We start from the raw sequence: 23619 nt of genomic DNA on the forward strand, positions 1-23619 counted from the left end.
TCCTGATAAAAATCATGAGATTTCTGTCCGCTTCTCCTATCGGAGAAAGCGGACGCAGTCTTGTGCCCTTCCTCTCCCTTGGGAAGCTGTTTACCGTCAAACTTGAACAAGACGGTGAACGGGGCGGACCTGCCCTGCTTCCGGCGCCGCACGCAGGGAGATTGTATTGGGAATGATGGCTTACCGCCTCTCCAGACCCGTGGCGCCCATGCTGGCCCTCACCATGTCCATGGCCTTGGCTGGTTGCGGCCTGACGATCGAGCGGGCGGCCGAAATCGAGCAGCGCCAGCAAGCCTTGGCCGCTGCGGAGGCACGGGCCGCAGCGCTGGACCAGCGCGTCGCGGAGATGGAAAAAACCCTCGCCGATCAGCGTCAGGCCCAGCAGGATCTTACCTCGTTGACCGAACAGCTGGCCCAGGCCCGCAGCGCCCGCAGCGTGGCGGAGCAGGCCCGTAGCGCGGCCGCTCGCCGGGCTGCCGCCATTCGCGCCGAGATTACGGCTGGCGAGCAGCGCCTCGGCACATTGTCGCGCGGCAGCGAAGGCGAGAATGAGCGGCTGCAGCGGTTGAGCACGGAGCGGAGCCAGGCTGAGGCAACTCTGGCGTCTCGCCAGCAGGCCTTGCGTGAAGCCGAAGCACAGCTTCAGCAGACGCGGCAGGCTGCCACGTCCGCCGAAGGAGAGCTGACCAGCCGAACGGCTGCGGTGGCCGAAGCCCGTGCGCGCCTTCAGGAAGCCACCCAGGCCACCGAGCAGGCCAATTCCCGGCTGCAGGGGCTGGAGCGCCGCTGGGCTGAGCTGACGGGCCGCTCGCAGCAGGAAGAGGCCCGCCTGGCCACCCTGCGGCAGAATCTTACCAATGAAGAAGCTGCCCTGACGCGCCAGCGCGCGGAGGCTCAGCGGTTGCAGGACGAACTTTCGCGGCAGACAGCCGCGCGAGATGTGGCCACGGCTTCTGTCGCCAGCCTGAACAGCCGCCGCACCGAACTCGACAACGCCATCCGCAACGCCGAAACCCAGCTTACCGGCCTGCGTCAGCAGGCTTCCACCGAGCAGCGCCGGCTGGACGAGATTCGCAGCGCGGCCGAAGCAGCGGCTCGCACCAGCGCGGAGCATGATCGCCAGCGTGCCGAGGCGGAGCGCCAGTTGCGCGGTGTCCAGAGCGAACTGGAGACGGCGGAGGCAGCCTTGGCCGCCCGCAATTCCGCCGTGGCTGAAGCTGAAACCCGGCTGGCGCAGGCCCGTAGCGAGACAGACCGCAACAATGCCGCACTGCGCGGCCTGCAGGAGGAAGCCTCCCGCCTGACCGCCGCCAACGAGGCCTTGCGCCGCGAAGGCGGCGAGCTCGAACAGCGTCGCCAACGCCTGGCTGAGCAGGTGCAATCCGCCGAGCAGCGGCTGCGCAGCCTGGAAAGCACCGTCGAAACGGTCCAGCCGCGTCCGGTCTCTCCGCAGATCTCTCCCGCGCCTGCGCCGGAGACGCCCGCTCCGGCCGAGGTTCCTGCGGCACCCCGCTGACACGGTATCCTGCCGGCCACACCCAGCCTGCGGCCGGCAGGCCGATGCTTCTCTTCTGTCCGCGCCGCACACAGTTCATGCCTGCTCAAGCTGTGGCGGCATGGCCGGCTGCACGAGATCGTGCGGGTTTGTGGCGCCTCCTTCGCTCTCCCGTCTGCGACCATCATCGGAATGCGTGGTTTATCTCCACGTCGGATTGGCCTTGCCCTGACCGGCAAGGCTGTCCGGTGCCGGAGGGTCCATGTTCCGCAGTGCGTTCGAGACCGCGACCAGGATTCCTGGAGCCTGCAGTGCCAGGGCCGGATCAGTTGCGGTCGCAGGGGTTCCTGGCAATCTGACCGGGCCCCTCCGGCGCGCCAGAGACCGGGTATGCCGTACCTCTGCCTTATCCGAGGAGAGCATCGGCACTTCGGCCGTCTCCCTGATCGCTTGAAGCAGGCGCGAGGATTTTTCCCATTCCCCGGATTGTCTCACGTTGGCCTGTCCGGCCTTTCCACGCAGCACACACCAGCCCGGAGTCACCATGACCATGATGAATTCCGCACTCATTCCTCTGGCCGTGATCATTGTCGTCGCCGTTGTCCTTCTCGGCCTTAACCATGCCGAGTTCCGGGCGGTGTTCCGCCGCCGGCGAAATCCGCCGCAGGCGCAGAACGACAAGGCCAAGTAGCGTACAACCTTGCCTCTCGACGCCGAGGCGCATCGCAGAAAGGCTGGAACCTTTCAGCAGGGACGCGGCTATGCCAACCGGTAGAGCGGCTTGGCGGCACGAGGCCTGGCCGGAGTCTCCTGGCCTGCCGAGCCGCCTGGGAATCCGAGCCGAGGTTGAACCCGACGCATGGTCGCCGATGCCACGCCTGCCTTGTTCCGCAGCTTTTTCCTCGGCGGATTTGAATGTTCCACGCACCGCCGGCGTGACGGCCGAAGGCTGGATCTTCTCGCCGGGACCAGACACGACAGGCTGGCTGCCGCCGACTACCAGGCTCTGCGCGAGCACGGCATCGCCGCCGCGCGCGATGGCCTGAGATGGCACCTGATCGAACAGGCACCCGGCGAATACGATTGGTCCAGCGTCCTGCCGATGCTGCGGGCGGCAGAGACAGCCGGCGTGCAGGTTATCTGGGACCTTTGCCACTATGGCTGGCCGGATGATCTCGACATCTGGTCGCCCGCCTTTGTCGAGCGCTTCGCGACCTTTGCCGCCGCCGCGGCTCGGCTGGTGCGGAAGGAGACGGTAGCGGCGCCCTTTTACTGCCCGATCAACGAAATCTCTTTCTGGTCCTGGGCCGGGGGGGAGATGGGGCGCATCAATCCCGGCGCGCGGAGACAGGGTGGTGCGCTGAAGCGCCAGCTGGTGCGGGCCGCCATCGCCGCCATCCGGGCCATCCGCGCGGAGGACCCCCGGGCCCGCTTCATCACCGCCGAGCCGCTGATCCATGTCGTGGCGGGCACCAAACGCGCGGCGCGCCATGCAGAGACCTACCGCCTCTTCCAGTTCGAGGCGGTTGATCTGCTGAGCGGCAGGGCAGAGCCGGAGCTGGGCGGCGCTGCCGACCTGATCGACATCATCGGCGTCAACTACTACCCCGACAACCAGTGGTACCATGGCGGCCCGACCGTGCCGCTCGGGCACCATGCCTACCGCCCGCTCTCCGACATGCTCGCCGAGGCGCACCGGCGCTATGGCCGGCCGCTGCTGATCGCCGAGACGGGCGCGGAAGGATCGGCGCGGGCAGCGTGGCTGCACTATGTCTGCGCCGAGGTTGAGGCCGCGCGGTCGGCGGGGGTGCCCGTCGGCGGGCTCTGCCTCTACCCAGTGCTGGACTATCCCGGCTGGGACAATGGGCGCATCTGCCAGGCCGGGCTGTTCTCCATGGCTGGTCCCGCGGGGGAGAGGGCCGTGTTCCCGCCCCTGGCGCAGGAGTTGCGGCGCCAGCAGGAGTCCATGGGCCGGAAGTCCGAACATTCGCCGTCGCCCGATCCGGTGTTTTCATGACGGGAGGCCCTGCGGACAAGCTTCCCGAGGATGATGCCCGACGGCCGGCATACCTGCGTGCGCCCGGCGCCTTCATCCTGCGCTACCTGCGGGGCCGGCCGCTGCATTTCGCCGGATTGTTCATCATGGTCCTCGGCGCGGCATCCTGCGCCATCGGCCTGCAATATGTGACGAAGCTTCTGGTCGATGCCATGGCCGGCCCGCGCGAGGCCGTCGCCATCTGGACAACGGTGGCATTCTTCCTGGCGCTGATCGCCCTGGAGAGCATCCTGTGGCGGCTCAGCGGCTGGCTTGGCTGCCGCACCACCGTGGGTATCGGCGTCGATGTGCGCCTCGATCTGTTCGACTACCTGAACGGCCAGCCCATGCGCTACTTCGCCGAGAACCGGGCGGGTGCGCTGGGCCAGCGCATCACAGCCACTGCCGGGAACTTCGGCGCGCTGGTCAACACCGTCGTCTGGCGGGTGCTGCCGCCCTGCGTGGATTTCGCCGGAGCGCTGCTGGTGTTCAGCCTGGTGGACTGGCGGATGGCGGTGGTGCTCGGCGGCTTCGTGGTTCTCATCACGGCCGGGCTGATCCTGTTCGGCGAGCGCGGGCGGCCCCTGCACCGCCGCTATGCCCAGAAGGGCGGCGAGGTGGCGGGCGAGCTGGTCGACGTCATCGGCAACATGTGGGCGGTGAAGGCGTTCTCGGCCCGGGCGCGGGAGCGTGCCCGGCTGGCCGCCGGCTTCACCGCCGAGGCGGAGGCGCAGCGTGCCTCCTGGATGTACACGGAATGGGCCCGGCTGCTGCACGACGTGGCGTTGCTGGCCATGGCGGGATCGATGCTGTCCTGGGCGGTGACGCTGTGGAGCGGTGGCCGCATCACGCCGGGCGACGTGGTGCTGATCAGCACGCTGACCTTCCGCATCCTGCACGGCTCGCGCGAGATGGCGCTGTCGCTGGTCGACATGGCGCAGCAATTCGGCTTCATCGAGGACACCCTGCACGTCATCGCCCAGCCACAGACGGTGCGCGATGCCCCGCATGCGCAGCCTTTGCGTGCGGGAGAGGGAAGGGTGGAGTTCCGCGATGTGCATTTCTCCTACGGAGATGCGCGCGAGGCGGTCGATGGCCTGACCCTCTCCATTCCCGCAGGCCAGAAGCTCGGCATCGTGGGGCCGTCGGGCGCCGGCAAATCCACCCTGATCCATCTGCTGCAACGTCTCTACGACGTGCAACAGGGCGAGATCCTGATCGACGGGCAGGCCATCCGCGCGGTGACGCAGGACAGCCTGCGGGCAGCTCTGGCGGTGGTGCCGCAGGAGATCCTGCTTTTCCACCGCTCGGTGCGGGACAACATCCGCTTCGCGCGGCCTGACGCCAGCGAGGCCGAATTGCGGGCCGCCGCGCAAGCCGCCTGCTGCGATGGCTTCATCCGCCATCTTCCGCAGGGCTACGACACGCTTGTGGGGGAGCGGGGCGCGAAGCTGTCTGGCGGGCAGAGGCAGCGCATCGGCCTGGCGCGGGCCTTTCTGAAGCAGGCTCCCATCATCATCCTGGACGAGGCGACGTCGGCGCTCGACACGGAATCCGAGATCGAGGTCCAGCGCGCGCTGGTACGGATGGGGCGGGCGCGGACCGTCATCTCCGTGGCGCACCGCCTTTCCACGCTGAGCAGCTTCGACCGCGTCATCGTCATCCAGGGCGGCCGCATCGTCGAGGACGGGGCACCGGCGCTGCTGCGCGCGCAGGGGGGGCTGTTCCAGCGCATGTGGCGGCTGCAGGCAGAGGGGCTGTCGCTGGAGGAGGTGGACTGCTTGTCGATAATTCCTTGAAAGAAATGAGGCCGGGGCAGGAACCGGGGCCATAGGAGCGGGTTGCGGAGTGGTTCCGTTCCGCCCTTGCCAAGAGAGCCCCCCGCATGACCGCTGAGAATTCCGCTCCCGCCAAGAATCCATGGTCTGGTGGCAAGGCTCGTCCCCTGCTGGTCTGCTTCTCGCATCTGCGCTGGAATTTCGTGCAGCAGCGGCCGCAGCATTTGCTCAACCGCGCGGTTGCCGACCATCTCGTCATCTACTTCGAGGAACCTGTCTGGGAAGAAGGGCTGGAGACGGCACGGCTGGATATCCACGCGCAGCCGAGTGGCGTGCGGGTGGCGGTGCCGGTGCTGCCGGCCGGCCTCGGCGGCGACCAGGCCATCGAAGCGCAGCGCGGAATGCTCGACGAAGTTCTGGACGCGCATGCGGGCCAGGAGACGATCTTCTGGTACTATACCCCGATGGCGCTGCAGTTTGCCGGGCACCGCGAGCCGGACCTTTGCGTCTATGACTGCATGGATGAGCTCTCCGCCTTCCGTGGCGCGCCTCCGGAACTCGTCGCGCTCGAAGCCCGGCTGTTCGATCTGGCCGATCTGGTGTTCGCCGGCGGGCAGAGCCTTTACGAGGCGAAGCGCTCCCGCCATCCGAGCGTGCAGGTGTTCCCCAGCAGCATCGACAAGGCGCATTTCATCCGGGCGCGGCAGCCGGGCCGGCAGGATCCTGCCGACCAGCGCGACATCCCGCATCCGCGGATCGGCTTCTTCGGCGTCATAGATGAAAGGATGGATACGGCACTGGTCGCGCGCGTGGCCGCGCTGCGGCCGGAGTGGCACTTCGTGATGCTGGGCCCCGTGGTGAAGATCGACCCGGCCAGCCTGCCGCGCCTGCCGAACCTGCACTGGCTGGGCAGCAAATCCTATCAGGAGCTGCCCGCCTACCTGGCGGGATGGGATGCGGGGCTGATGCCCTTCGCGCTGAACGAGACCACCCGCTACATCAGCCCCACCAAGACGCCGGAATTCCTGGCCGCCGGCATCCCTCTCGTCTCGACCGCGGTGCGCGACGTGCAGCGCCCCTATGGTGCGCTGGGCCTGGTCGGGATCGCTGCGGGCGAGGCCGCGACGGTGCAGGCGCTGGAAGCCGCCATGTCCAGGCCCCGTGGGCCCTGGCTGGCCTCTGTCGATCGCTATCTCGCGGATCTGTCCTGGGATGCGACCTGGGGTGCGATGCACCAGCTGATGCGGCAGCGCGCCGAGCGCTCCCTTCCCATGGCCGTCACCGCCTCCGACCCGGCGGCCGGCACGGGGAGGCGGGTCCATGTTTGACTGGCTCATCGTCGGCGCCGGCTTCGCCGGCAGCGTGCTGGCCGAGCGTCTTGCCTCGCAGCGTGGCGACAAGGTGCTGGTGATCGACAAGCGCAGCCATATTGCCGGCAACGCCTATGACCGCCATGACGCGGCCGGCATCCTGATGCACCAGTACGGCCCGCATATCTTCCATACCAATTCGCAGGCCGTCTTCGACCATCTCTCGGCCTTCACCGAGTGGCGCCCCTACGAGCACCGCGTGCTGGCGCATGTGGACGGGCAGCTCCTGCCGATCCCGATCAACCGCACCACCATCAACAGCCTCTACGGCAAATCCTTCACCACCGAGGCGGAGACCGAGGCCTTCCTGCAAACCCTCGCCGAGCCGGTGGACGAGATCCGCACCTCCGAGGATGTGGTCGTCAGCCGTGTCGGGCGCGAGCTCTACGAGAAATTCTTCCGTGGCTACACCCGCAAGCAGTGGGGGGTCGATCCGTCGGAGCTGGACAAATCCGTCACGGCGCGGGTGCCGACGCGGGTCAACGACGATGACCGCTATTTCGGCGATCGCTACCAGTTCATGCCGGCCGCCGGCTATACCCGCATGTTCGAGCGGATGCTGGACCACCCTCGCATCACCGTCATGCTGAGCACGAACTTCGCCGATGTGCGCAAGCACATTCCGCACCGTCGTCTGATCTTCACCGGCCCGGTCGATGAGTACTACGATTTCCGGTACGGCCGGCTGCCCTACCGCTCGCTGCGCTTCGAGCATGTGACGCTGGACAAGCCATGGCACCAACCCGTGGGCGTGGTGAACTACCCGCAGACCGAGGATTACACCCGTGTCACCGAATACAAGCACCTGACTGGCCAGGAGCATCCGAAAACCAGCCTGACCTACGAGCGCTCCGCCGCAGAGGGCGAGCCCTATTACCCCGTGCCGCGCCCTGAGAATGCGCTGCTGTACAAGCGGTACGAGGCGCTCGCCGATGCGGAGCGGGATGTCTGGTTCGTCGGCCGGCTCGCGACCTACCGCTACTACAACATGGACCAGGTTGTGGGTCAGGCGCTGTCCACCTTCCGCCGGATCGAGGAGGCGTTGCCTGTTCCGCCGGCGGGCCGTCAGGTCGGGATGGCGGCTGCGGCTCCCTGAGGACGCCCGGCATGCCCCTGGACGCCACGCCGGCCCGGCCTGTCGAGGTCTGGGGCGGCGTCGAGGCCAGCATCGTCCGCATCGGCGAGCGCTGGCGCGACCAGGCGGTGGAGACCGGCCACCGGGCGCGGCCGGAGGATCTGGAGCGCATCGCGGCGCTGGGTATCGGCACGCTCCGCTACCCGGTGCTGTGGGAGAGCGTGGCGCCACGCCATCCGGAGGAGCGGGACTGGTCCTGGCACGATGAGCGCCTCGGCCGCCTGCGGCGGCTGGGAATATCGGTCATCGCCGGGCTGCTCCACCACGGCAGCGGCCCGCGCTACACCAGCCTGCTCGATCCGCTCTTCCCCGAGAAGCTCGCCACCCATGCGGAAGCCGTGGCCCTGCGTTACCCCTGGGTCCGGCACTTCACCCCGGTCAACGAGCCGCTGACCACCGGGCGCTTCAGCGGGCTCTACGGCCACTGGTACCCGCATCGCAGCGACGCGCCGGCCTTCCTCCGCGCCCTGGTCAATCAGTGCCGCGGCGTGGTGCTGGCCATGCAGGCCATCCGGCGCGTGACGCCGGAGGCCTCCCTGGTGCAGACGGAGGATCTCGGCCGCACCTTCGCCACGCCGCTGCTGCAGTACCAGGCGGCGTTCGAGAACGAGCGGCGCTGGCTTTCCTTCGACCTGCTCTGTGGCCGCGTCGGTCCACTGCACCGGCTGTACGCCTTCATGCGGGCGAACGGCATCGCCGCCGCCGAGCTGGACTGGCTGCGCGCGAATGCGCGGCCGCCCGACATTCTCGGCATGAACCACTACCTGACCAGCGACCGCTACCTCGATGAGCGCCTCGATGCCTATCCGGCCTCGGCGCAGGGCGGCAATGGCCGGCACCGCTATGCCGATGTCGAGGCGGTGCGCGTCGACCTGCCGGCCGGCGCCCTGGGGCCGGCAGCGAGGCTGCGGGAGTTGTGGGACCGCTACCGCCGGCCTGTCGCCCTCACGGAGGTGCACCATGGCTGCACGCGCGAGGAGCAGCTTCGCTGGCTGGCGGAAGGCTGGGATGCCGCCGTGGCGCTGAAGCGGCAGGGGGCGGATGTGCGGGCGCTCACGGTCTGGGCGCTGCTGGGGGTAAGGGACTGGAACTCCCTGCTTCTGCGGCAGGATGGCTTCTACGAGCCGGGCGCCTTCGACATCCGCAGCACGCCGCCGCGCCCCACCGCGCTGGCGGCGGCCACCGCCGCGCTGGCCAGCGGCCGGCGCTTCCATCACCCGGTGCTGGACACGCCCGGATGGTGGCGGCGGCCCGGCCGGCACTACGTCACCCCCGCAGGCGGCGTTCCGGACACGGTGCGTGCGGCCCCGCCGGTGCTGATCACCGGCGGGGCGGGGCGAATGGCGCGGGTGCTGGCGCGGCACTGCGCCATGCGCGGCCTGCCGGCCGTGGCGTTGCCGCGCGCTGCGCTGAATATCACCGATCCGGCCGCCGTGGAGGCCGCGCTGGCACGGCACCGGCCCTGGGCGGTGATCAACGCCGCCGGCCGTGGCCCCGAGGCCCGCGCGGCGCGCCCTGGCGAGGCCATGGGGGCAGGCGTCGTCGCGGCCGCCTGTGCCGCGTCGCGCCTGCCTTTCCTGCTGATCTCTGCGGCGCAAATCTTCGGCGGTGGGGGCTCGCGCGCCTTCACCGAGGAGGATACGCCCCTGCCACGCTGCCGCTTCGGCCACGACAAGGCGGCCGCCGAGGCGCTGGTCCTGGCGGCGCACCCCACCGCCCTCGTCATCCGTGCCGGCCGCCTCGTCGAGATCGGCGCCGGCGGCGGCGCGCCCGATACGCCGGCAGCGGCCGTCAGCCACATGCCCGATCTGGCGCAGGCCATGCTCGACCTGCTGGTGGATGGCGAAAGCGGCATCTGGCACCTGACCCACCCATCGGCGGAGCCATGCGCGGAGCCCGGGCCGGCACCGCCGGAGGGTGGCACCGTCTGCCTGGCCTCCTGCCGTGGCCATCTCATGCCGCCGCTTGACGCTGCGCTGCGGGCAGCGCTCTGGCCCGCCGCCCGGCCGCCCGTCGGCGCGGGCGAGGTCTTCCTGAACGGCAGCTCAGCATGAGGGCGGGCCCCGCGCCGGTTGGAACCGTCCTCCTCTGCCCAGGTTGAGTCGTCTCGGCCCGGCATCGCCGGGTGGAACAGGGAGACAGGATGTGAGCGACACGCAGCAGAAGGCGCAGGAAGTCTACATCGCTGGCCTGCGCAACCAGCACGGGGTGGAGAAGCAGGCGATCCAGCTGCTGGAACGGCAGGTGGGGCGGCTGGAGAACTACCCGGAGATGGAAGCGCGCATGCGCGCCCACATCGCGGAATCAGAGCAGCAGGCGCTGCGCATCGAGGAGATGCTCGCGAGCTTCAACACCAGCCATTCCACCGTGAAGGACACCGTGCTCCAGTTCATGGGGAACATGGCGGCGCTGGCGCATGCCCCCGCCTCCGACGAGGTGGTCAAGAACAGCTTCGCCAACTATGCGTTCGAGCATTACGAGATCGCTTCCTACAAGTCGCTGCTGACGCTGGCCGAGCTGGTGGGCCATCAGGCCGGGCTCAGCGCGCTGCGGCAGTCGCTGCAGGAGGAGGAAGCCATGGCGCAATGGATCGACGAGCATCTCGGCCCGACCACCTTGACCTATGTGCAGCGCGCCGCGCAGGGCTACACGGCGGGCGTCTGAGGCACGGCGCCGCGGGCCGCCCTTGCCGGCGCAGGATTGCCCGCGCCGGCATGGCGCAGCCCGTGCCTGCCGTCACGCGCCGGCCATCAAGCGCCGGCCAGGGTGGAGACGAGTCCCAGCACCAGGAAGCCCGCCGAGATGGCGGGCGCCGCGCGCGGCATGTAGCAGACCGATAGGACCAGCAGGTTGGCGGCCGCTGTCAGCAGGCCCAGCCAGAGCAGGGTTCCCATTCCCCATCCCTCCGCCAGGACCAGGGAAGCCAGGGCGGCTGCGAGCAGAAGGAAGCCGAGGCCGGACAGCAGCCTCCGCCGCCGGGGCGTGACGGCGCGTCGGCCCAGGATCTGCTCGTGATGCCGGGCCATCGCCAGGCACAGCGCGGTGAAGCCGGAATAGGCGAGGGCGAAGGCCATCATTGCGGAAGATCCGCCACGGGCCGCGCCGGGGCCTGACGGGCCGTCCGGCCGGACGGAGCCGGCGCCGGCCGGTGCCGCGCCACCTTCCAGCACAAGCCTGCCAGTATCACGCCGCATGCGAGCAGGCCCAGATCGAACCCCGCGCGCACCATGTCTCCGTCCTCCAGGGTCGCGAGGAGATGGCGCCCGGTCGAGACGGCGTTCAGCGCGGGCAGCAGCAGGAACCCGGCCGCCCCGGCGGCGAGCTGCTCGGCCCAGGCGCGGCGGCCCGGGCGGAACAGGGGGTGCAGCAGGCACAGGCCCCAGGCGATGAAGAAGACATGCACCTCCCACGCCGCGCGCTCCGCCATGCCGGATGGCAGCAGCCGGTTGGCCCAGAAGAAGGCGGCCATGGCGAATGGCAGGCCCGCTATGGCGGCGATGTTGAGGTGCTCGACCAGGCGCGTGCCGAACCCGATCCTGCCCTGCCGCGCCGCCTGCTGGCGTTGCTTCACGGCCCAGAGGATGCACCCGGTGGCCACCATCACGGTGCCGGCAAGGCCGGAGAGCAGAAAGAGAGCGCGCAGCAGGGGGCCGGCGAAGCGGCCGATATGCAGCCCGTACATCACGCCGCGCAGCTCGGCCGCGGGACGATCGGTGCCGCTGGCGTGAAGGAGAGCGCCGGTGGCACCGTCGAAGGTCAGGCTCTGCGCGTTGTTGGAGATCCGCGCGGAATCCGCGCGGACCAGCTGGATGGTGGCGCTGGAATCGCCCGGATTGGCCACGACGATGCGTCCGATCGCGCTGCCCGGCCAATGCCGCTGCGCCTCCTGCACGAGGGGGGCGATGGGCACGAGTGGCGCGGCGCTGCCGGTGCGCTGGCGCTGCGGCGGATTGCCGAAGGCCTCCGCGTTGAAGGCCGCGCGCTGGTCACCCGGATAGGCGGTCCCGACGCCCCAGGGCATCACCATCATCATGAAGAGCACCAGCCCGGTGTAGGTGATCATGAGGTGGTAGGGCAGCGCCAGGACGGCGCAGACATTGTGCCCATCCAGCCAGGAGCGCTGGCCCTTGCCGGGGCGGAAGGTGAAGAAGTCGGCGAAGATGCGGCGGTGCGTGATGACGCCGCTGACGATGGCCACCAGCATGAACATGGTGCAGATGGAGACGATCCAGCGCCCCCACAGCACGCTCACGTAGTGAAGCTGGAAGTGGAAGCGGTAGAAGAACTCCCCGCCCAGCGTATCCCGCGCCGCCACGGGCCGGCCGGTATCGGGGTCGAGGACCTCGCTGCGGAAGCCGCGCCCGCGTGCGGCCGGGTCGCGCCAGAAGACGCGGGTGGTGGTCTCCCGCGCATCCGGCAGGGTGATGAACCAGGCCGGCGAGGCGGGGGCGATTTCCTGCATGGCGGCCACCGCCACGGCGGCATTGTGCGGGCCGGGCCTGGACAGCGCCAGCTCCGGCCGCATCCAGTAGGAGATCTCCGGCCGCAGATACGCCGCCGTGCCGGTGAGGAAGACGGCGAAGAGTACCCAGCCGACCAGCAGGCCGGTCCAGGTGTGCAGCCAGGCCATGGACTGGCGGAAGCCATCCTTCACGGTAGGTGACCCTGCAGGAGGAAAAGGACCAGGGCGAGGCCCGCCGCCACGGCCGCGAGGCCCGCCCAGGCGCGCAGGACGCCCGGGGCGGCGAAGGCCCAGACGATGGCGGCGGCATAGACGGCGAAGCTGGCCATGGTCGCGGTCAGCACCGCCTCCGCCCGCGGCATGGGCAGGCCGAGGGAGAGCGCGGCGGTGAACAGCGCCGCGACGGCATAGCCGCCCCCCGCACCCGCCAGCACGCGCAGGGCGATGCCCATTGCCCGGCGCAGCGCCGCGCCCGGCGGAAGCCGGGTGCGGAACGCCCGGCCGGTCCCTGCGGGAAATCCCGGCATGGACCGGTCAGAACCGGTAGCGGACGGAGCCGGTGACGGTGCGGCCATAGCCATACCAGCAGCTGCTGTAGGCGAAGCAGCTGTTCACGTAGCGCGTGTCCGCCAGGTTGCTGACATTGACCGCCGCCTGCATCCCCTCGAGGTTCCGGCCGAGCTTGCCCAGGTCATAGCGCAGCGCGGCGTCGAACAGCGTGGCGGCGTCGACCTTGAAGGTGTTGGCGTCGTTGCCCCAGGAGGAGCCGAGATACCGGACGCCACCACCGAGGCCGAGGCCCTCCAGCCGGCTTCCCTCCGGCAGGGTGTAGTCGAGCCAGGCGGAGGCCGTGTGGCGCGGCACGCCCCAGGGCGTCTTGCCTTCCAGCGCCACGGTGGAGCCGGTACGGGCGGGGACGAAGCCGTCATCCACGCGCGCCGTGTTGTCGCTGCGGCTGAATTCCACATCCTGGTAGGCGTAGGCCGCCGTCAGGCTCAGCCCGGTCATCAGGCTCGCCTTGGCCTCCAGCTCGATGCCGCGGGAGGTCGTCTCGCCGGACTGGACGCTGAACTGCGGATTGGCCGGGTCGGTGGACAGCACGTTCTGCCGCACCAGGTCGAAGGCCGCGACACTCAGCAGGAGATTGGTACCCGGCGGCTGGTAGCGCAGGCCAACCTCGTACTGCCGGCCGCGCGTGGGGTCGAAGGGGTTGAGGAAGCGGTCGGTGCCGCTCTGCGGCTCGAAGCTCTCGCTGTAGCTCACATAGGGCGCGAAGCCGCTGTCGAAGAGATACACGGCGCCGACACGGCCGGTGAAGGCATGGTCGGTCTGGCGCGAGCTGCTGGTGCGCAGGCCGGTCGCGACGGCGCTGTTCTCGGTGGTGGAGTCCGACCAGTCGAGGCGGCCGCCGAACAGCAGCACCAGCCGCCCCAGCTTCACCTGGTCCTGCAGATACGCGCCGAGCTGGTTCTGCCGCTGGCTGCTGTAGGTGCTGAAGCCGGGCCAGAAGGTGGCCTGGTTGGCATAGGCCGGGCTGAACAGGCTCTGCCGGGGCAGCCTCTGCCCCAGCGGCGTGGTGGAGAGGGCGGAGCCCGTATAGGTGTCGCTCAGCACGCGGTAGTAGTCGAGGCCGGCCAGCAGGGTGTGCTGCAGCGGGCCGGTGCCGAAGCTGAACTGCGCTTGGTTGTCGATCGTGAAGACGTCGAAATCGGCATCCGTGCCGTAGACCGAGCGGACCAGGCTCAGATAGTCCTGCGTGATGCCGGCGCCATAGACGCTCCGGTACTCGCCCTTGGTGTGCAGGTAGCGGAAGTTCTGGCGCAGCGTCAGCCAGTCGCTGGCACGATGCTCGGCCAGATAGCCGGCCATGTAGTGCTCGCGGTTGGAGCGCTCCAGGTTCGGGTCGCCATCGTAGAAGCGGGTGCCGATGCGGCCGCGGGGGTTGTGGAGAACCGAGCCCCAGGCCGGCACGCTGCCGTAGGAGCCGGATTCCGGATCGCGCTGGTAATGCGCGAACAGGGTGATGCTGGTGTCCTTGCTCGGGCGCCAGGTGAGCGAGGGGGAGAAGAAGTAGCGGCGCTCCCGCGTTTCATCCAGCTCGCCATCGCCCTCGGCATAGGAGGCGATGAAGCGCCCGAGCCATTGCCCGTCCTCGTCCAGCTTCCCGCTGAAATCACCCGCCGCCCGGTAGCGGTCGCGCGTCCCCGCCTCCAGCAGCACCTCGCGGATGCGCTCCTCCGTCGGGCGCTTGGTGATGGCGTTGACGAGGCCGCCGGGCGGCGAGGCGCCGTAGAGCACCGAGGCCGGGCCGCGCAGCACCTCCAGGCGCTCCAGCCGGTAGGCATCGATGCTGGGATTGGCGTCGCGGCCGCCGGCCAGGCGCATCCCATCGAGGTAGGTCGCCGGCGAGTAGCCGCGCAGGGTCAGCTGGTCGAGGCGCACGGCGGTGGAGCCGCGCGTGTCGGTCACCGCGCCGGCGGTGTAGCGCAAGGCCTGGTTCAGGTTGCGCGCATTGCGCGCCCCGATGTCGTCCGCGGTGACGACGGAGATCGATTGCGGCGTCTCGATGATCGGCGTGTCGGCCTTGGTGCCCGAGGCGCTCACGCCCGCGACGAACCCCTGCACGGGGCTGTGCCCCCGCTCGATGCCTGCCTGCACATTCACCTCGGGCAGGACAATGCTGCCGGAGAAGGCCTCGGCCGCTGTTCCTTCCTGCGCCAGGGCCAGGGCGGCGGGCATGGCGATGGCTGCCGCGGTCAGGGCCATCAACGCGCCGGCGCGCCGCGCTGGGCCCGGCTGTTCACCTTCTGTCATGGAAAATCGCCCTTGCCGCCAATGTGCTAATGATAATCGTTCGCATAATCTTTCCGGGCTGTAACAGGCAAGGGTTCGGGTTACAATATCTCCGGTCCTGGGAGGCTGGCGCCTGCCGTGTGGCCGCCGCGCCACAGGGCCTGCGGGGCGATACTTCCTGAACCGGTCGGCAGGCAGCCCGCACCGGCGGAGGAGGAAGGGTGCGGTGGCCCGCCCTGGTCAGCGCCGGCCGGCTTCCGTGCCGGTGGCCGGGAGAGAGGCCGCGCCGCCGCCCATGCGCGCCCAGGTGCTATCCCGCCAGACGCGGTGGTGCACCAGCACCATGACGACATGCCCGGCCACGGCCGCCAGCAGCATCCAGGCCAGCAGGCCGTGCGCGAGATCTGCCGGCGCCATCAGGGCATCGATCCTCTCCCGCCCGCCCGGCAGGAGCGGCAGGCCGAACGGCGCGAAGGCCCGGCCGGACCCGTAGTGGCGCAGCAGCGCCAAAGCCGGCACGGCCAGCATCAGCCCGTAGAGCGCCAGATGGCCAAGCCGGGCCGCCTGCCCGGCAAGGCCCGCCGCATGGCGCGGCCGCCGCCGCAGGTTGAGCAGGCTCCAGGCGCCACGGGCGAGCACCAGTACGAACAGCAGGCTGCCGACGCTGACATGGCTGCCGACCATGAAGGCCGTCACCGGGGAGCGGCCGACCGTGAGCCGCACCGCCATTCCGGCGAACTGCCAGAGGAAGAGCAGGGCCATGCCCCAGTGCAGCAGGCGGCTGACCAGGCCGTACCGCGTCGGATCGTCACGCCATCGCACGGGCAGCAGGCTCCTGTTCCGTCATGAGGACCGGGGCTGCGAGCCGGCCGCCGCCCGTCCTGCCATGGGGCCGGCAGGCTGGGGGCAGGGCAGGGTGGCGGTGCGGCCTAGGTCTGGGTGCCGCCATTGACCTGCAGCATCTGCCCGTTGATGAAGGCTCCCGCCTCCGAGGCGAGGGTACGGGCGAGGGCCGCCACCTCGGCCGGGGTGCCGAGCCGGCCCGCCGGGATGCGCGCCAGCACCGCCGGCGGTCCCTTCGCCGTATCCTCCCCGTCCTTGGCGGTGGGGCCGGGCGAGATGGCGTTCACCGTGATCCCGTGCCGGCCGAACTCCTTGGCCAGCGCCTTGGTCAGCCCCCACACCCCGTGCTTGGCGACGGAGACGGCGGCGTGCCCGTCATAGCCCTGGATGGCGTTCATGCCGGTGAAGCTGATGATGCGGCCCCAGCCGCGCGCCAGCATGCCGGGCAGGCATTCCCGCGCCAGCCAGCGCGCCGCCTCCATGTCGACGGAGAGGACCTGGCGCCAGGTCTCCTCCGTGGTGTCGAGGAAGGGGACGGCGGGGCGGATCGCCGCGTTGTTCACCAGCACATCGGCCGGCCCGAGGCCCGCCGTGGCCTCCGCCACGATCCGCGCGCAATCCTCCGCGCGGCCGACATCGCCCATGACCACCAGCGCGGCCACGCCCAGCGCCCGCGCCTCCTGCGCCACGGCCTCGCAGGCTGCGCGGTCCGACGAGCCGTTGATGACGACGTCGAAGCCGTCCTGCGCCAGGCCCAGCGCCACAGCACGGCCGATGTTGCGGCCTGAGCCGGTGATGAGCGCGACCTTGCGTGTCTGGGCCATGGAACCGTTTCTCCCTCCGCGATGATGCGGCGGCGCGCAGTCTATGGGCCCCGCCCCGCCAGGGCCAGCCGCGGAGGGCCGGTCAGGCGGCATCCTGCCAGGCGAAGGCGAGCGGCGCCTCGCGGAAGGCGAAGCGGTCCAGATGCCGCTCCACGACGCCTTTCAGGCCCGCAAGCTGGCCCTCGGCGCTGGCGGCCAGGTGGCATTCCAGCCCGTCGGCGCGGGCGTGCAGCCGCAGCGTGGCGGCATCGGGCCAGTCCGCCCCCCGCGCATCGCGCGGGAACACGATCTTGCCCTCGTCGGCGGTGAACTCCACCGCGAGGTTGTGGCTCCAGTGCTTGCAGAGCTGCTGCAGGTAGCGGCTCGCATGGGCGGTGGGCACGGTGGCCCGGCTCTCGAAGCGCATCGGCTTTCTCCCAAGGATGGAGAGGGCTGTGGCCGCCCGGCGCCGTGGCGGGGCCGGGCTGGCGGGCATGGGGGGCTGGATCCCCGGTCGTTCCCCGGCCATGCGGGGCGTCAGGGCGAAGCCGGCGCCGTGCCGCGCAGGTCGGTCCAGTAGGTGCCCTGCATGGGGATGGCGAGGAACTCTGCGTTCAGCGCGGCCACCGTCGCCGCCGGGTCGAGATCGGCGCAGCGGGCGGGGTGGAACCAGCGGGCCAGCGCCTCCAGCATGACGATGTGGGCGGGCGTGTCGTTGAAGCCGTGCCAGATGGCATGCGCCCGGCCCGCCTGCACGGCGGGCAGGACGTCCAGCCTCTCGCGCTGAAGCACGGCGGCCAGCTCCCGCCGCGCCGGCGCCGCCTCCACCCCCGTGCCGAGCGGGATGCCGCCACGGCCGCCATACGGCCCGCCCGTCGCGACATACACCGCCGGGTCCTGGCTCAGAATGTATTCGAGGGAGAGCTGGCCGACATTCCCCGGCAGCGTGTCGGCGCCGATATTGTGCCCGCCGGCGAAGCGCACGATGGAATCGAACGCTCCTCGCCCCGGCGAGGCGCAGCAGGCCGTGCCGCCGGCATGGGCATGGACGAAGACGCGCGGCCTGTCCTCCCCAAGGCCGGCGAGGCGGGCCGAGATGCGCTCCATGCGCGCCATGTAGAAGCGGTCGAACGCCGCGGCGCGCTCCTCCAGCCCCAGCACCTGGCCCAGTATGGCCATGCTGCGCCGCGTGTCGCGCATCGGGTTGCTGAAGAAGTCGATGACGATGGCCGGGATGCCGGCGGCGGCGAGCCGGTCCAGCACGCTGTCCGTCTCCGCGCGCAGCGCGCCGCCGCTGACGATCACCGCATCCGGCTGCGCGGCCAGGATGGCCTCGAGCGAGAGGCTGGCATTCTGGCCCGCCCGCGCGACGACGGGGATGGCGTCAGCGCGCGGGAAGCGGGCGCGCAGCACCGCGTAGTCCGGCGGGTTCATGGTGCGCAGGTCGTCGCCCCAGCCGACGAGGAGGGAGACCGGGTCGGGGTGGAGCAGCCCCATCGCCAGCACGTGCCGCGCCTGCGCCAGCACCAGCCGCCGCGCTGGGCGGGGCAGGGTGACGGTGCGGCCGCGCAGATCCGTCACGCGGATGGGCGACTGGGCGCGCGCCCGGGTGGGCATCAGGGCAGGCAACAGGGCGGGCGCGGCCAGCAGGGGCAGGGCCAGGGCATTGCCGAGAAGGGTGCGGCGGTTCATGCGGGGTCTCCTGCCCGGGGGAGGGCGAAGCGGGGGGCGCGGATCAGGGCGTGCAGCCGGGCGGAGCCATGGTCCTCGCCCGGGAACTCGGTGAATTCCACGGCCAGCCCGGCGCCGCGCAGCAGCGCGGCCAGCTCGCGGGCATTGCCGATCATGCGGCGGGCGGCGCGGATGGCGCCGCGCGGGCCTTCGTCGCTTTCCTCCTGCCCGCCCACCGTCACCAGCAGGCGGGTGCCGGCCGCCGCGGCGGGTGGCCGCGCGGCGAAGCGCCGGGCGGCGTCCAGCATCGCCCCCTCGCCCCACCACAGGGAGGGGCTGGCGATGACGAGGCTGCGGAACAGGCCGGGGCGCGCCAGCAGGGCGTGCAGCGCGAACAGCCCGCCCAGCGAATGGCCGAACAGCGAGAGCTGCCCCATGTCCACCGGCTGGCGGCGGGCCAGGGCGGGCAGCAGCGCCGCCTCGATGAAGCCGAGGAACGCCGCCGCGCCGGAGGTGGCGGGGTCGGTGCCCGGCAGCGCCGGCGTGTAGTCGCGCTGGCGGGCGGCAGGCTCGTAGGCCGCGCCCCCGGGGTGGCCGAGGCCCAGGATCAGCGCCGGAGCGGGCCGGCCGGGCGTGTTGCGCCAGGTGAGGGCGCGGTAGGAATCCACCGCCGCGCCGAAGCCGGCATTGGCGTCCAGCACCAGCAGCACGGGGTAGCCGGCGGGCGGCGGCGGCGCCTCCGGCCAGGCGAGATAGGCACGGTGCCGCCGTGCCGGGTCGGCCCCCGCCGGCATGTCCCACCAGGCGGTGCGCGGCAGCGTGACGGGCGCGTCCTCGGCCTCCGGGGGCGGGAAGGGCTGGCTCATAGGCCGAGATGCTCCTGGACGAAGGGGCGGTCGGCGAGCAGGGCGCCGGACGGGCCGTCGAAGACGATGCCGCGCCCGGCCAGCACCACGGCGCGCGGACAGAGCCGCAGGGCGAGGGGGAGGTTCTGCTCGGCCAGCAGCACCGTCAGCCCCTCCGCCCGCAGCCGCCCGACATGGTGCAGGATGATCTCCTCGGCCATCAGCGGCGCCAGGCCCTCGCTCGGCTCGTCCAGCACCAGCAGCCGGGGCTGGGTGAGCAGGGCGCGGCCGATGGCCAGCATCTGCCGCTCGCCGCCGCTGAGGGCGCTGCTGGAGGTGGCGCGGCGTTCCGCCAGGCGCGGGAACAGGGCGAGGACGCGCTCCAGCGTCCAGGCGCCGCGCGCGCCGCGCAGCGTGGCGAGGCGGAGGTTCTCCGCGACGGTCAAATTGGGGAACAGGCCGCGCCCCTGCGGCACCAGCGCCAGGCCGAGCCGGGCGATGCGATGGGTGGGCCAGCCCGTCACGTCCTGCCCCATCACCCGCACCGTGCCGCCGAGGCGGGGGCCGAGGTTGAACAGCGCCTGGGCCAGGGTGCTCTTGCCGGCGCCGTTGCGGCCGAGCAGGGCCACCGCCTCGCCGGCGCGCAGCTCCAGCGAGAGGCCGCGCAGCACCTCCACCGCGCCGTGATGCGCGGACAGGCCGGAGAGGGCGAGCAGCGGGGTGCCGGGCATCGCGCCGTGCATCAATCCGCGAGGCTCCCGAGATAGGCGGCGCGCACCGCCGCATCCGCCCGCACCGCCTGTGGCGTGCCGGTGCGCAGCAGCCGGCCGAGATGCATGACCGCGATGCGGTCGCAATGGCCGAAGACGATGTCGATGTCATGCGCGATGAGCACGAGGGCGGTGCGGGAATCATGCCGCCGGACGATGCGCAGCAGCCGCTCCGCCTCGGCCTGGGAAAGCCCGGCGGTGGGCTCGTCGAGCAGCAGCAGGCGCGGCTCCAGGGCGAGCGCCATCAGCAGGTCGGCGATGCGCTGCTCGCCATAGGAGAGGTCGGCCATGCGCTCGTCGCCGCCGCGCGGCAGGCCGCTCTCGGTCAGCAGGCGCTCCACCTTTGCCTCCGCCTCCGCGTGGCAGGCCCGCGCGCCCAGCCAGCGCAGCCCATGCCCGGCGCGCTGCCGCGCCGCCATGGCGATGTTCTCGCGCAGGCTGAGCGCGGGGAAGACCATCGCCTTCTGGAAGGTGCGGACCAGCCCGAGCGCGGCGCGCCTGTCCGGCGGCAGGCGGTCGACCGGCGCGCCGGCGAAGCGCACCGCGCCGCTGTCCGGCCGCAGGAAGCCGGTGACGACGTTGAACAGCGTCGTCTTGCCGGCGCCGTTGGGGCCGATCAGCCCGAGTGTCTCGCCCTCCTCCACCGCCAGGCTGATGTCGGACAGGGCGCGGAAGGCGCCGAAGCTCTTGCCGATGCCGGCGATCTCGAGCAGCGGGCTCATCCCCGCCTCCACCGCGCCGCGGCACCCGCGAGGCCGTGCGGCAGCAGCAGCACGATCAGCACGAAGATCACCCCGACGAAGAGCTGCCAGCGGTCGGTATAGGCGCTGACATAGGTCTGCAGCGCCAGATAGACGGCGCTGCCCAGGAAGGCGCCCCAGAGCGAGCCGACGCCGCCGATCACCAGCATGATGATCATCGTGGCCGAGAGTGACCAGTGCACGCTCTGCGGCCCGACATAGAGGTTGAGGAACGGGTAGAGCGACCCCGCCGCGCCGGCGATGCCGCCCGCCGCCAGCATGGCGCGCAGGCGGATGCGCGCGGTGCTGTAGCCGAGCGCGCTCATCCGCAGCGGCTGCTCGCGCGCCCCCACCAGCGCGCGGCCGATCGGGGCGGCCACGAAGGAGCGGGCCAGGGCATAGGCGGCCAGGGCGAGGCCGCCGGCCAGCAGGAACAGGGCGCGCGGCCCGTCCAGCCGCCAGGGGCCGAGGGAGAGCGGCGGCAGGCCGCGCAGCCCGTCCGCGCCGCCCGTCACCGCGCGCCAGTGGAAGGCCACCTCCCAGGCGATCTGGCCGAGCAGCAGGGTGAGGATCAGCAGGAAGAGGTGGCTGCTGCGCATGATCGCGACCCCCATCAGCGCGGCCAGGAGCAGCGCCGCGCCGGTGCCGGCGCCGAGCACCAGGAGGAGGTTTCCGCCGAGATGCAGCGCCGCGACCGCCGCCGCATAGGCCGCCGTGCCGAACAGCGCCGCGTGGCCGAGCGAGACCAGCCCGCCGAAGCCCACCAGCAGGTCCAGGCTCATCACCGCCGTGCCGAGCAGCAGGATCTCGGCGAGGAAGCGGAGATGGAACGAGCCGGCCAGGGCGGCGGGCAGCGCCAGCGCCAGCAGGGCGGCCGCCATCGGCGCCGCCCGGGAGAGGAGCGCGCGCCTCATACCTGGCGCAGCGGCGGCGCGACGAAGCCGTGCGGGCGCAGCAGCAGGAAGCCGGCCATGGCGGAGAAGGCCACCACATTGGCGAATTCCGGGAACCACACCTTGCTGAAGGTGAGCGCGAAGCCCACCACCAGCGCGCCGGCCACCGTGCCGCCGAAGCTGCCGAGCCCGCCCACCACCACGGTGATGAGGGCGAGGATCAGCACCTCCTCGTCGAGGCCGGGGTAGGCCGCCAGCATGCCCGCCCCCAGCGCGCCGCTCAGCCCGCCGAGGCCGGCCGAGAGCACCAGCACGGCGGCGAAGAGGCGGCGCGTGTCGATGCCCAGCGTCTCGACGATGCCGCGGTCGGTGACCGCCGCGCGCAGCGCCGCGCCCCACAGGGTGCGGTCCAGCAGCAGCCAGAGCAGCAGGCCGAGCGCCGCGCCCGCGCCGATCAGGAACAGGCGGTAGAGGGGGAAGGGCATGTCGAACAGGAAGACGACGCCGCGCAGCGCCGCCGGCAATTCGGGCGTCAGGATCTGCGCGCCGAAGCCCCAGCGCATGACGTCGGCCAGGATGACGGAAATGCCATAGGTCAGCAGCACCTGCATCAGGTGCGGCCGGGCGTAGAAGCGGCGGAACGGGAAGCCCTCCAGCAGCGCGCCGGCCAGGGCGGCGGCCAGGAAGGCGGCGGGGAAGGCCAGCCACCAGGGTGCCCCCGAGGCGAGCCAGAGCACCGCCACGTAGCTGCCCAGCAGGTAGAAGGCGCCATGCGCGAGGTTGACGAAGTTCATCAGGCTCAGCACGACCGAGAGGCCGAGCCCCGTCAGCAGCAGCAGGGCCGAGAAGGACAGGGCGTTCAGGACCTGGACGACGGCGTAGCCCATCGGGGTGCTTCCTCCGCGGGCCTCAGGCGTCCGGGCCCGGGTCGCGCAGCTGCGGGTAGGTGTGCACGACGGTGTTGACCATCCGCCCATCCTCGCCCCGCCGCACCGCGTTGACATGGATGTCGAGGATCGCCTGGCCGTTGCGCGGGTCGAAGGGCATGGTGCCGAAGGCGGTCTCGACCGGCGCGTCGAACAGCGCGGCCCGCGCCGCTTCCCAGTCCTCGAGGGTGCCGCCCGTGCGCTCCAGCAGCGCCCGGATCACCTGGCCACAGACATAGCCGGTGGTGCTGAACTCGCCGGGCAGGGGCTTGCCCGTCGCCATGTAGGCTTGGTTGAAGGCGGCGCTGGCCGGCGCGGTGGGCGACTGGTGGAAGGTGCTGAAGGCGCCGAGCGCGGCATCCCCCACGGCGGGCAGCACGTCCTCCTGGTCGAAGAAGGCACCGGGGCCGATCAGCGGCACCCGGCCGGCGAGGCGGTATTCCTGCCACTGGCGCAGGAAGCGCACGGCGTCGCTGCCGGCGAAGAAGCCATACACCGCCTCCGGCCGCTCGGCGGCGATGGTGGTCAGCAGCGGGCCGAAATCGGCGCTGCCGAGCGGCGTCCAGAGCGGCCGGCCGGGGCGGCCGCCGAGCTGCCGGTAGGTCTCCACGAAGTCGCCGACATATTCGCGCCCGGCGGCGTAGTCGGAGGCGACGGTCAGCACCCGCGCGCCGCCCAGCTTCTCCTGCGCCCAGCGCGCGGCGGTGCTGCCCAGCATCCAGTTCGTCTTGGTCGGGCGCACGATGTAGGGGCTGGCGGCCTTGCGGGCGAGGTCGTTGGCCGAGCCGAGCAGGAAGGTCGGCGTGCGCGCCTCCGTCACCACGTCGCGCAGCGCCAGCGCCACGCCGGAGCTGATGACGCCGCAGAGCAGGTCCACCCGGTCCTGGCCGATGAGCTTGCGGGCGCGGCGGGCGCCTTCCTCCGGCCGGGCCTGGTCGTCCTCCACCAGGAACTCCACCGGACGCCCGGCGAGGCTGTTGCCGGACTGCGCCAGGAGAAGCTGCATCCCGGCGCGCATGCTCTCGCCGAGCGCGGTGAAGGGGCCGGAGAGGGAGGTGAT

Annotated in this window: 22 protein-coding genes; 8 read left to right on the top strand and 14 right to left on the bottom strand. The window is 71.2% G+C overall.

Features of this window, described 5'->3' with window-relative positions:
- Positions 1 to 208: 208 nt before the first annotated feature.
- The 8 genes from ACZJYS_RS11060 (at position 209) to ACZJYS_RS11095 (ending at position 10477) form a co-directional block, all read left to right on the top strand.
- Positions 209 to 1516: a hypothetical protein gene (locus tag ACZJYS_RS11060; protein WP_493177957.1), complete on the top strand. Its 1308-nt coding sequence runs from the start codon at positions 209 to 211 to the stop codon at positions 1514 to 1516.
- Positions 1517 to 2039: 523 nt separating this feature from the next.
- Entirely contained in the window at positions 2040 to 2186 is a 147-nt protein-coding gene (locus tag ACZJYS_RS11065) for a hypothetical protein (protein WP_181378213.1), read from the top strand.
- Between the two features lie 168 nt (positions 2187 to 2354).
- Positions 2355 to 3512 carry a hypothetical protein gene (locus ACZJYS_RS11070; RefSeq protein ID WP_493177959.1) on the top strand — a complete coding sequence of 386 codons (1158 nt, stop codon included), beginning with the start codon at positions 2355 to 2357 and terminating at the stop codon, positions 3510 to 3512.
- Entirely contained in the window at positions 3509 to 5329 is a 1821-nt protein-coding gene (locus tag ACZJYS_RS11075) for an ABC transporter ATP-binding protein (protein ID WP_493177961.1), read from the top strand. Before ACZJYS_RS11070 ends, ACZJYS_RS11075 begins: the two co-directional genes overlap by 4 nt.
- Before the next feature lie 86 nt (positions 5330 to 5415).
- Positions 5416 to 6636: a glycosyltransferase family 1 protein gene (locus tag ACZJYS_RS11080; RefSeq protein WP_219929777.1), complete on the top strand. Its 1221-nt coding sequence runs from the start codon at positions 5416 to 5418 to the stop codon at positions 6634 to 6636.
- Positions 6629 to 7774: a UDP-galactopyranose mutase gene (gene glf / locus ACZJYS_RS11085; protein ID WP_493177964.1), complete on the top strand. Its 1146-nt coding sequence runs from the start codon at positions 6629 to 6631 to the stop codon at positions 7772 to 7774. The genes ACZJYS_RS11080 and glf overlap by 8 nt, the downstream gene beginning before the upstream one ends.
- Before the next feature lie 11 nt (positions 7775 to 7785).
- Entirely contained in the window at positions 7786 to 9867 is a 2082-nt protein-coding gene (locus tag ACZJYS_RS11090; protein WP_493177968.1) for a sugar nucleotide-binding protein, read from the top strand.
- A 91-nt stretch (positions 9868 to 9958) separates the two neighbouring features.
- Entirely contained in the window at positions 9959 to 10477 is a 519-nt protein-coding gene (locus ACZJYS_RS11095) for a ferritin-like domain-containing protein (RefSeq protein ID WP_109518158.1), read from the top strand.
- An 86-nt stretch (positions 10478 to 10563) separates the two neighbouring features.
- Here the strand turns inward: ACZJYS_RS11095 and ACZJYS_RS11100 are convergent, their stop codons facing one another.
- The 14 genes from ACZJYS_RS11100 to ACZJYS_RS11165 all read right to left on the bottom strand — a co-directional run.
- A complete protein-coding gene (locus ACZJYS_RS11100) occupies positions 10564 to 10890 on the bottom strand; it encodes a DUF3325 family protein (protein WP_379649668.1) in 327 nt (108 codons plus the stop codon).
- On the bottom strand, positions 10887 to 12467 hold the full coding sequence (locus ACZJYS_RS11105) for a PepSY-associated TM helix domain-containing protein (RefSeq protein WP_493177974.1): 1581 nt from the start codon (positions 12465 to 12467) through the stop codon (positions 10887 to 10889). Before ACZJYS_RS11105 ends, ACZJYS_RS11100 begins: the two co-directional genes overlap by 4 nt.
- Positions 12464 to 12802 carry a DUF3649 domain-containing protein gene (locus tag ACZJYS_RS11110; RefSeq protein ID WP_493177977.1) on the bottom strand — a complete coding sequence of 113 codons (339 nt, stop codon included), beginning with the start codon at positions 12800 to 12802 and terminating at the stop codon, positions 12464 to 12466. The genes ACZJYS_RS11105 and ACZJYS_RS11110 overlap by 4 nt, the downstream gene beginning before the upstream one ends.
- Positions 12803 to 12809: 7 nt before the next feature.
- Positions 12810 to 15041, bottom strand: coding sequence for a TonB-dependent siderophore receptor (locus tag ACZJYS_RS11115; RefSeq protein WP_493177980.1), 2232 nt, complete (start codon positions 15039 to 15041; stop codon positions 12810 to 12812).
- Positions 15042 to 15308: 267 nt separating this feature from the next.
- The gene (locus ACZJYS_RS11120; protein WP_493177984.1) at positions 15309 to 15890 is read right to left on the bottom strand and encodes a cytochrome b; all 582 of its coding nucleotides are present in this window, start codon (positions 15888 to 15890) and stop codon (positions 15309 to 15311) included.
- A gap of 107 nt (positions 15891 to 15997) precedes the next feature.
- A complete protein-coding gene (locus tag ACZJYS_RS11125) occupies positions 15998 to 16735 on the bottom strand; it encodes an SDR family NAD(P)-dependent oxidoreductase (protein WP_493177988.1) in 738 nt (245 codons plus the stop codon).
- A gap of 82 nt (positions 16736 to 16817) precedes the next feature.
- Positions 16818 to 17141, bottom strand: coding sequence for a DUF2218 domain-containing protein (locus ACZJYS_RS11130; RefSeq protein WP_109518164.1), 324 nt, complete (start codon positions 17139 to 17141; stop codon positions 16818 to 16820).
- Positions 17142 to 17251: 110 nt separating this feature from the next.
- Positions 17252 to 18406, bottom strand: coding sequence for an ABC transporter substrate-binding protein (locus tag ACZJYS_RS11135; protein WP_493177993.1), 1155 nt, complete (start codon positions 18404 to 18406; stop codon positions 17252 to 17254).
- Positions 18403 to 19251, bottom strand: coding sequence for an alpha/beta hydrolase (locus tag ACZJYS_RS11140; protein ID WP_493177996.1), 849 nt, complete (start codon positions 19249 to 19251; stop codon positions 18403 to 18405). Before ACZJYS_RS11140 ends, ACZJYS_RS11135 begins: the two co-directional genes overlap by 4 nt.
- Positions 19248 to 19961, bottom strand: coding sequence for an ABC transporter ATP-binding protein (locus ACZJYS_RS11145; RefSeq protein WP_493177999.1), 714 nt, complete (start codon positions 19959 to 19961; stop codon positions 19248 to 19250). Before ACZJYS_RS11145 ends, ACZJYS_RS11140 begins: the two co-directional genes overlap by 4 nt.
- Before the next feature lie 11 nt (positions 19962 to 19972).
- The gene (locus ACZJYS_RS11150) at positions 19973 to 20722 is read right to left on the bottom strand and encodes an ABC transporter ATP-binding protein (RefSeq protein WP_493178004.1); all 750 of its coding nucleotides are present in this window, start codon (positions 20720 to 20722) and stop codon (positions 19973 to 19975) included.
- Positions 20719 to 21654: a branched-chain amino acid ABC transporter permease gene (locus ACZJYS_RS11155; RefSeq protein ID WP_493178006.1), complete on the bottom strand. Its 936-nt coding sequence runs from the start codon at positions 21652 to 21654 to the stop codon at positions 20719 to 20721. Before ACZJYS_RS11155 ends, ACZJYS_RS11150 begins: the two co-directional genes overlap by 4 nt.
- Entirely contained in the window at positions 21651 to 22520 is an 870-nt protein-coding gene (locus tag ACZJYS_RS11160; RefSeq protein ID WP_493178009.1) for a branched-chain amino acid ABC transporter permease, read from the bottom strand. The genes ACZJYS_RS11155 and ACZJYS_RS11160 overlap by 4 nt, the downstream gene beginning before the upstream one ends.
- Positions 22521 to 22542: 22 nt before the next feature.
- Positions 22543 to 23619: ABC transporter substrate-binding protein (locus tag ACZJYS_RS11165; protein ID WP_493178012.1), on the bottom strand; the 1077-nt coding region annotated here is incomplete at its 5' end.

It is taken from the genome of Roseomonas sp. TS2, assembly GCF_058833935.1.

What these genes read in the sequence shown, in the direction of transcription:
- ACZJYS_RS11160 (WP_493178009.1), bottom strand. Translation starts at nt 22,520, where the DNA reads ATGGGCTACGCCGTCGTCCAGGTCCTGAACGCCCTGTCCTTCTCGGCC.
- ACZJYS_RS11100 (WP_379649668.1), bottom strand. Translation starts at nt 10,890, where the DNA reads ATGATGGCCTTCGCCCTCGCCTATTCCGGCTTCACCGCGCTGTGCCTG.
- ACZJYS_RS11150 (WP_493178004.1), bottom strand. Translation starts at nt 20,722, where the DNA reads ATGAGCCCGCTGCTCGAGATCGCCGGCATCGGCAAGAGCTTCGGCGCC.
- ACZJYS_RS11145 (WP_493177999.1), bottom strand. Translation starts at nt 19,961, where the DNA reads ATGCCCGGCACCCCGCTGCTCGCCCTCTCCGGCCTGTCCGCGCATCAC.
- ACZJYS_RS11070 (WP_493177959.1), top strand. Translation starts at nt 2,355, where the DNA reads ATGGTCGCCGATGCCACGCCTGCCTTGTTCCGCAGCTTTTTCCTCGGC.
- ACZJYS_RS11110 (WP_493177977.1), bottom strand. Translation starts at nt 12,802, where the DNA reads ATGCCGGGATTTCCCGCAGGGACCGGCCGGGCGTTCCGCACCCGGCTT.
- ACZJYS_RS11065 (WP_181378213.1), top strand. Translation starts at nt 2,040, where the DNA reads ATGACCATGATGAATTCCGCACTCATTCCTCTGGCCGTGATCATTGTC.
- ACZJYS_RS11125 (WP_493177988.1), bottom strand. Translation starts at nt 16,735, where the DNA reads ATGGCCCAGACACGCAAGGTCGCGCTCATCACCGGCTCAGGCCGCAAC.
- glf (WP_493177964.1), top strand. Translation starts at nt 6,629, where the DNA reads ATGTTTGACTGGCTCATCGTCGGCGCCGGCTTCGCCGGCAGCGTGCTG.
- ACZJYS_RS11080 (WP_219929777.1), top strand. Translation starts at nt 5,416, where the DNA reads ATGACCGCTGAGAATTCCGCTCCCGCCAAGAATCCATGGTCTGGTGGC.
- ACZJYS_RS11130 (WP_109518164.1), bottom strand. Translation starts at nt 17,141, where the DNA reads ATGCGCTTCGAGAGCCGGGCCACCGTGCCCACCGCCCATGCGAGCCGC.
- ACZJYS_RS11060 (WP_493177957.1), top strand. Translation starts at nt 209, where the DNA reads ATGCTGGCCCTCACCATGTCCATGGCCTTGGCTGGTTGCGGCCTGACG.
- ACZJYS_RS11140 (WP_493177996.1), bottom strand. Translation starts at nt 19,251, where the DNA reads ATGAGCCAGCCCTTCCCGCCCCCGGAGGCCGAGGACGCGCCCGTCACG.
- ACZJYS_RS11115 (WP_493177980.1), bottom strand. Translation starts at nt 15,041, where the DNA reads ATGGCCCTGACCGCGGCAGCCATCGCCATGCCCGCCGCCCTGGCCCTG.
- ACZJYS_RS11135 (WP_493177993.1), bottom strand. Translation starts at nt 18,406, where the DNA reads ATGAACCGCCGCACCCTTCTCGGCAATGCCCTGGCCCTGCCCCTGCTG.
- ACZJYS_RS11090 (WP_493177968.1), top strand. Translation starts at nt 7,786, where the DNA reads ATGCCCCTGGACGCCACGCCGGCCCGGCCTGTCGAGGTCTGGGGCGGC.
- ACZJYS_RS11075 (WP_493177961.1), top strand. Translation starts at nt 3,509, where the DNA reads ATGACGGGAGGCCCTGCGGACAAGCTTCCCGAGGATGATGCCCGACGG.
- ACZJYS_RS11155 (WP_493178006.1), bottom strand. Translation starts at nt 21,654, where the DNA reads ATGAGGCGCGCGCTCCTCTCCCGGGCGGCGCCGATGGCGGCCGCCCTG.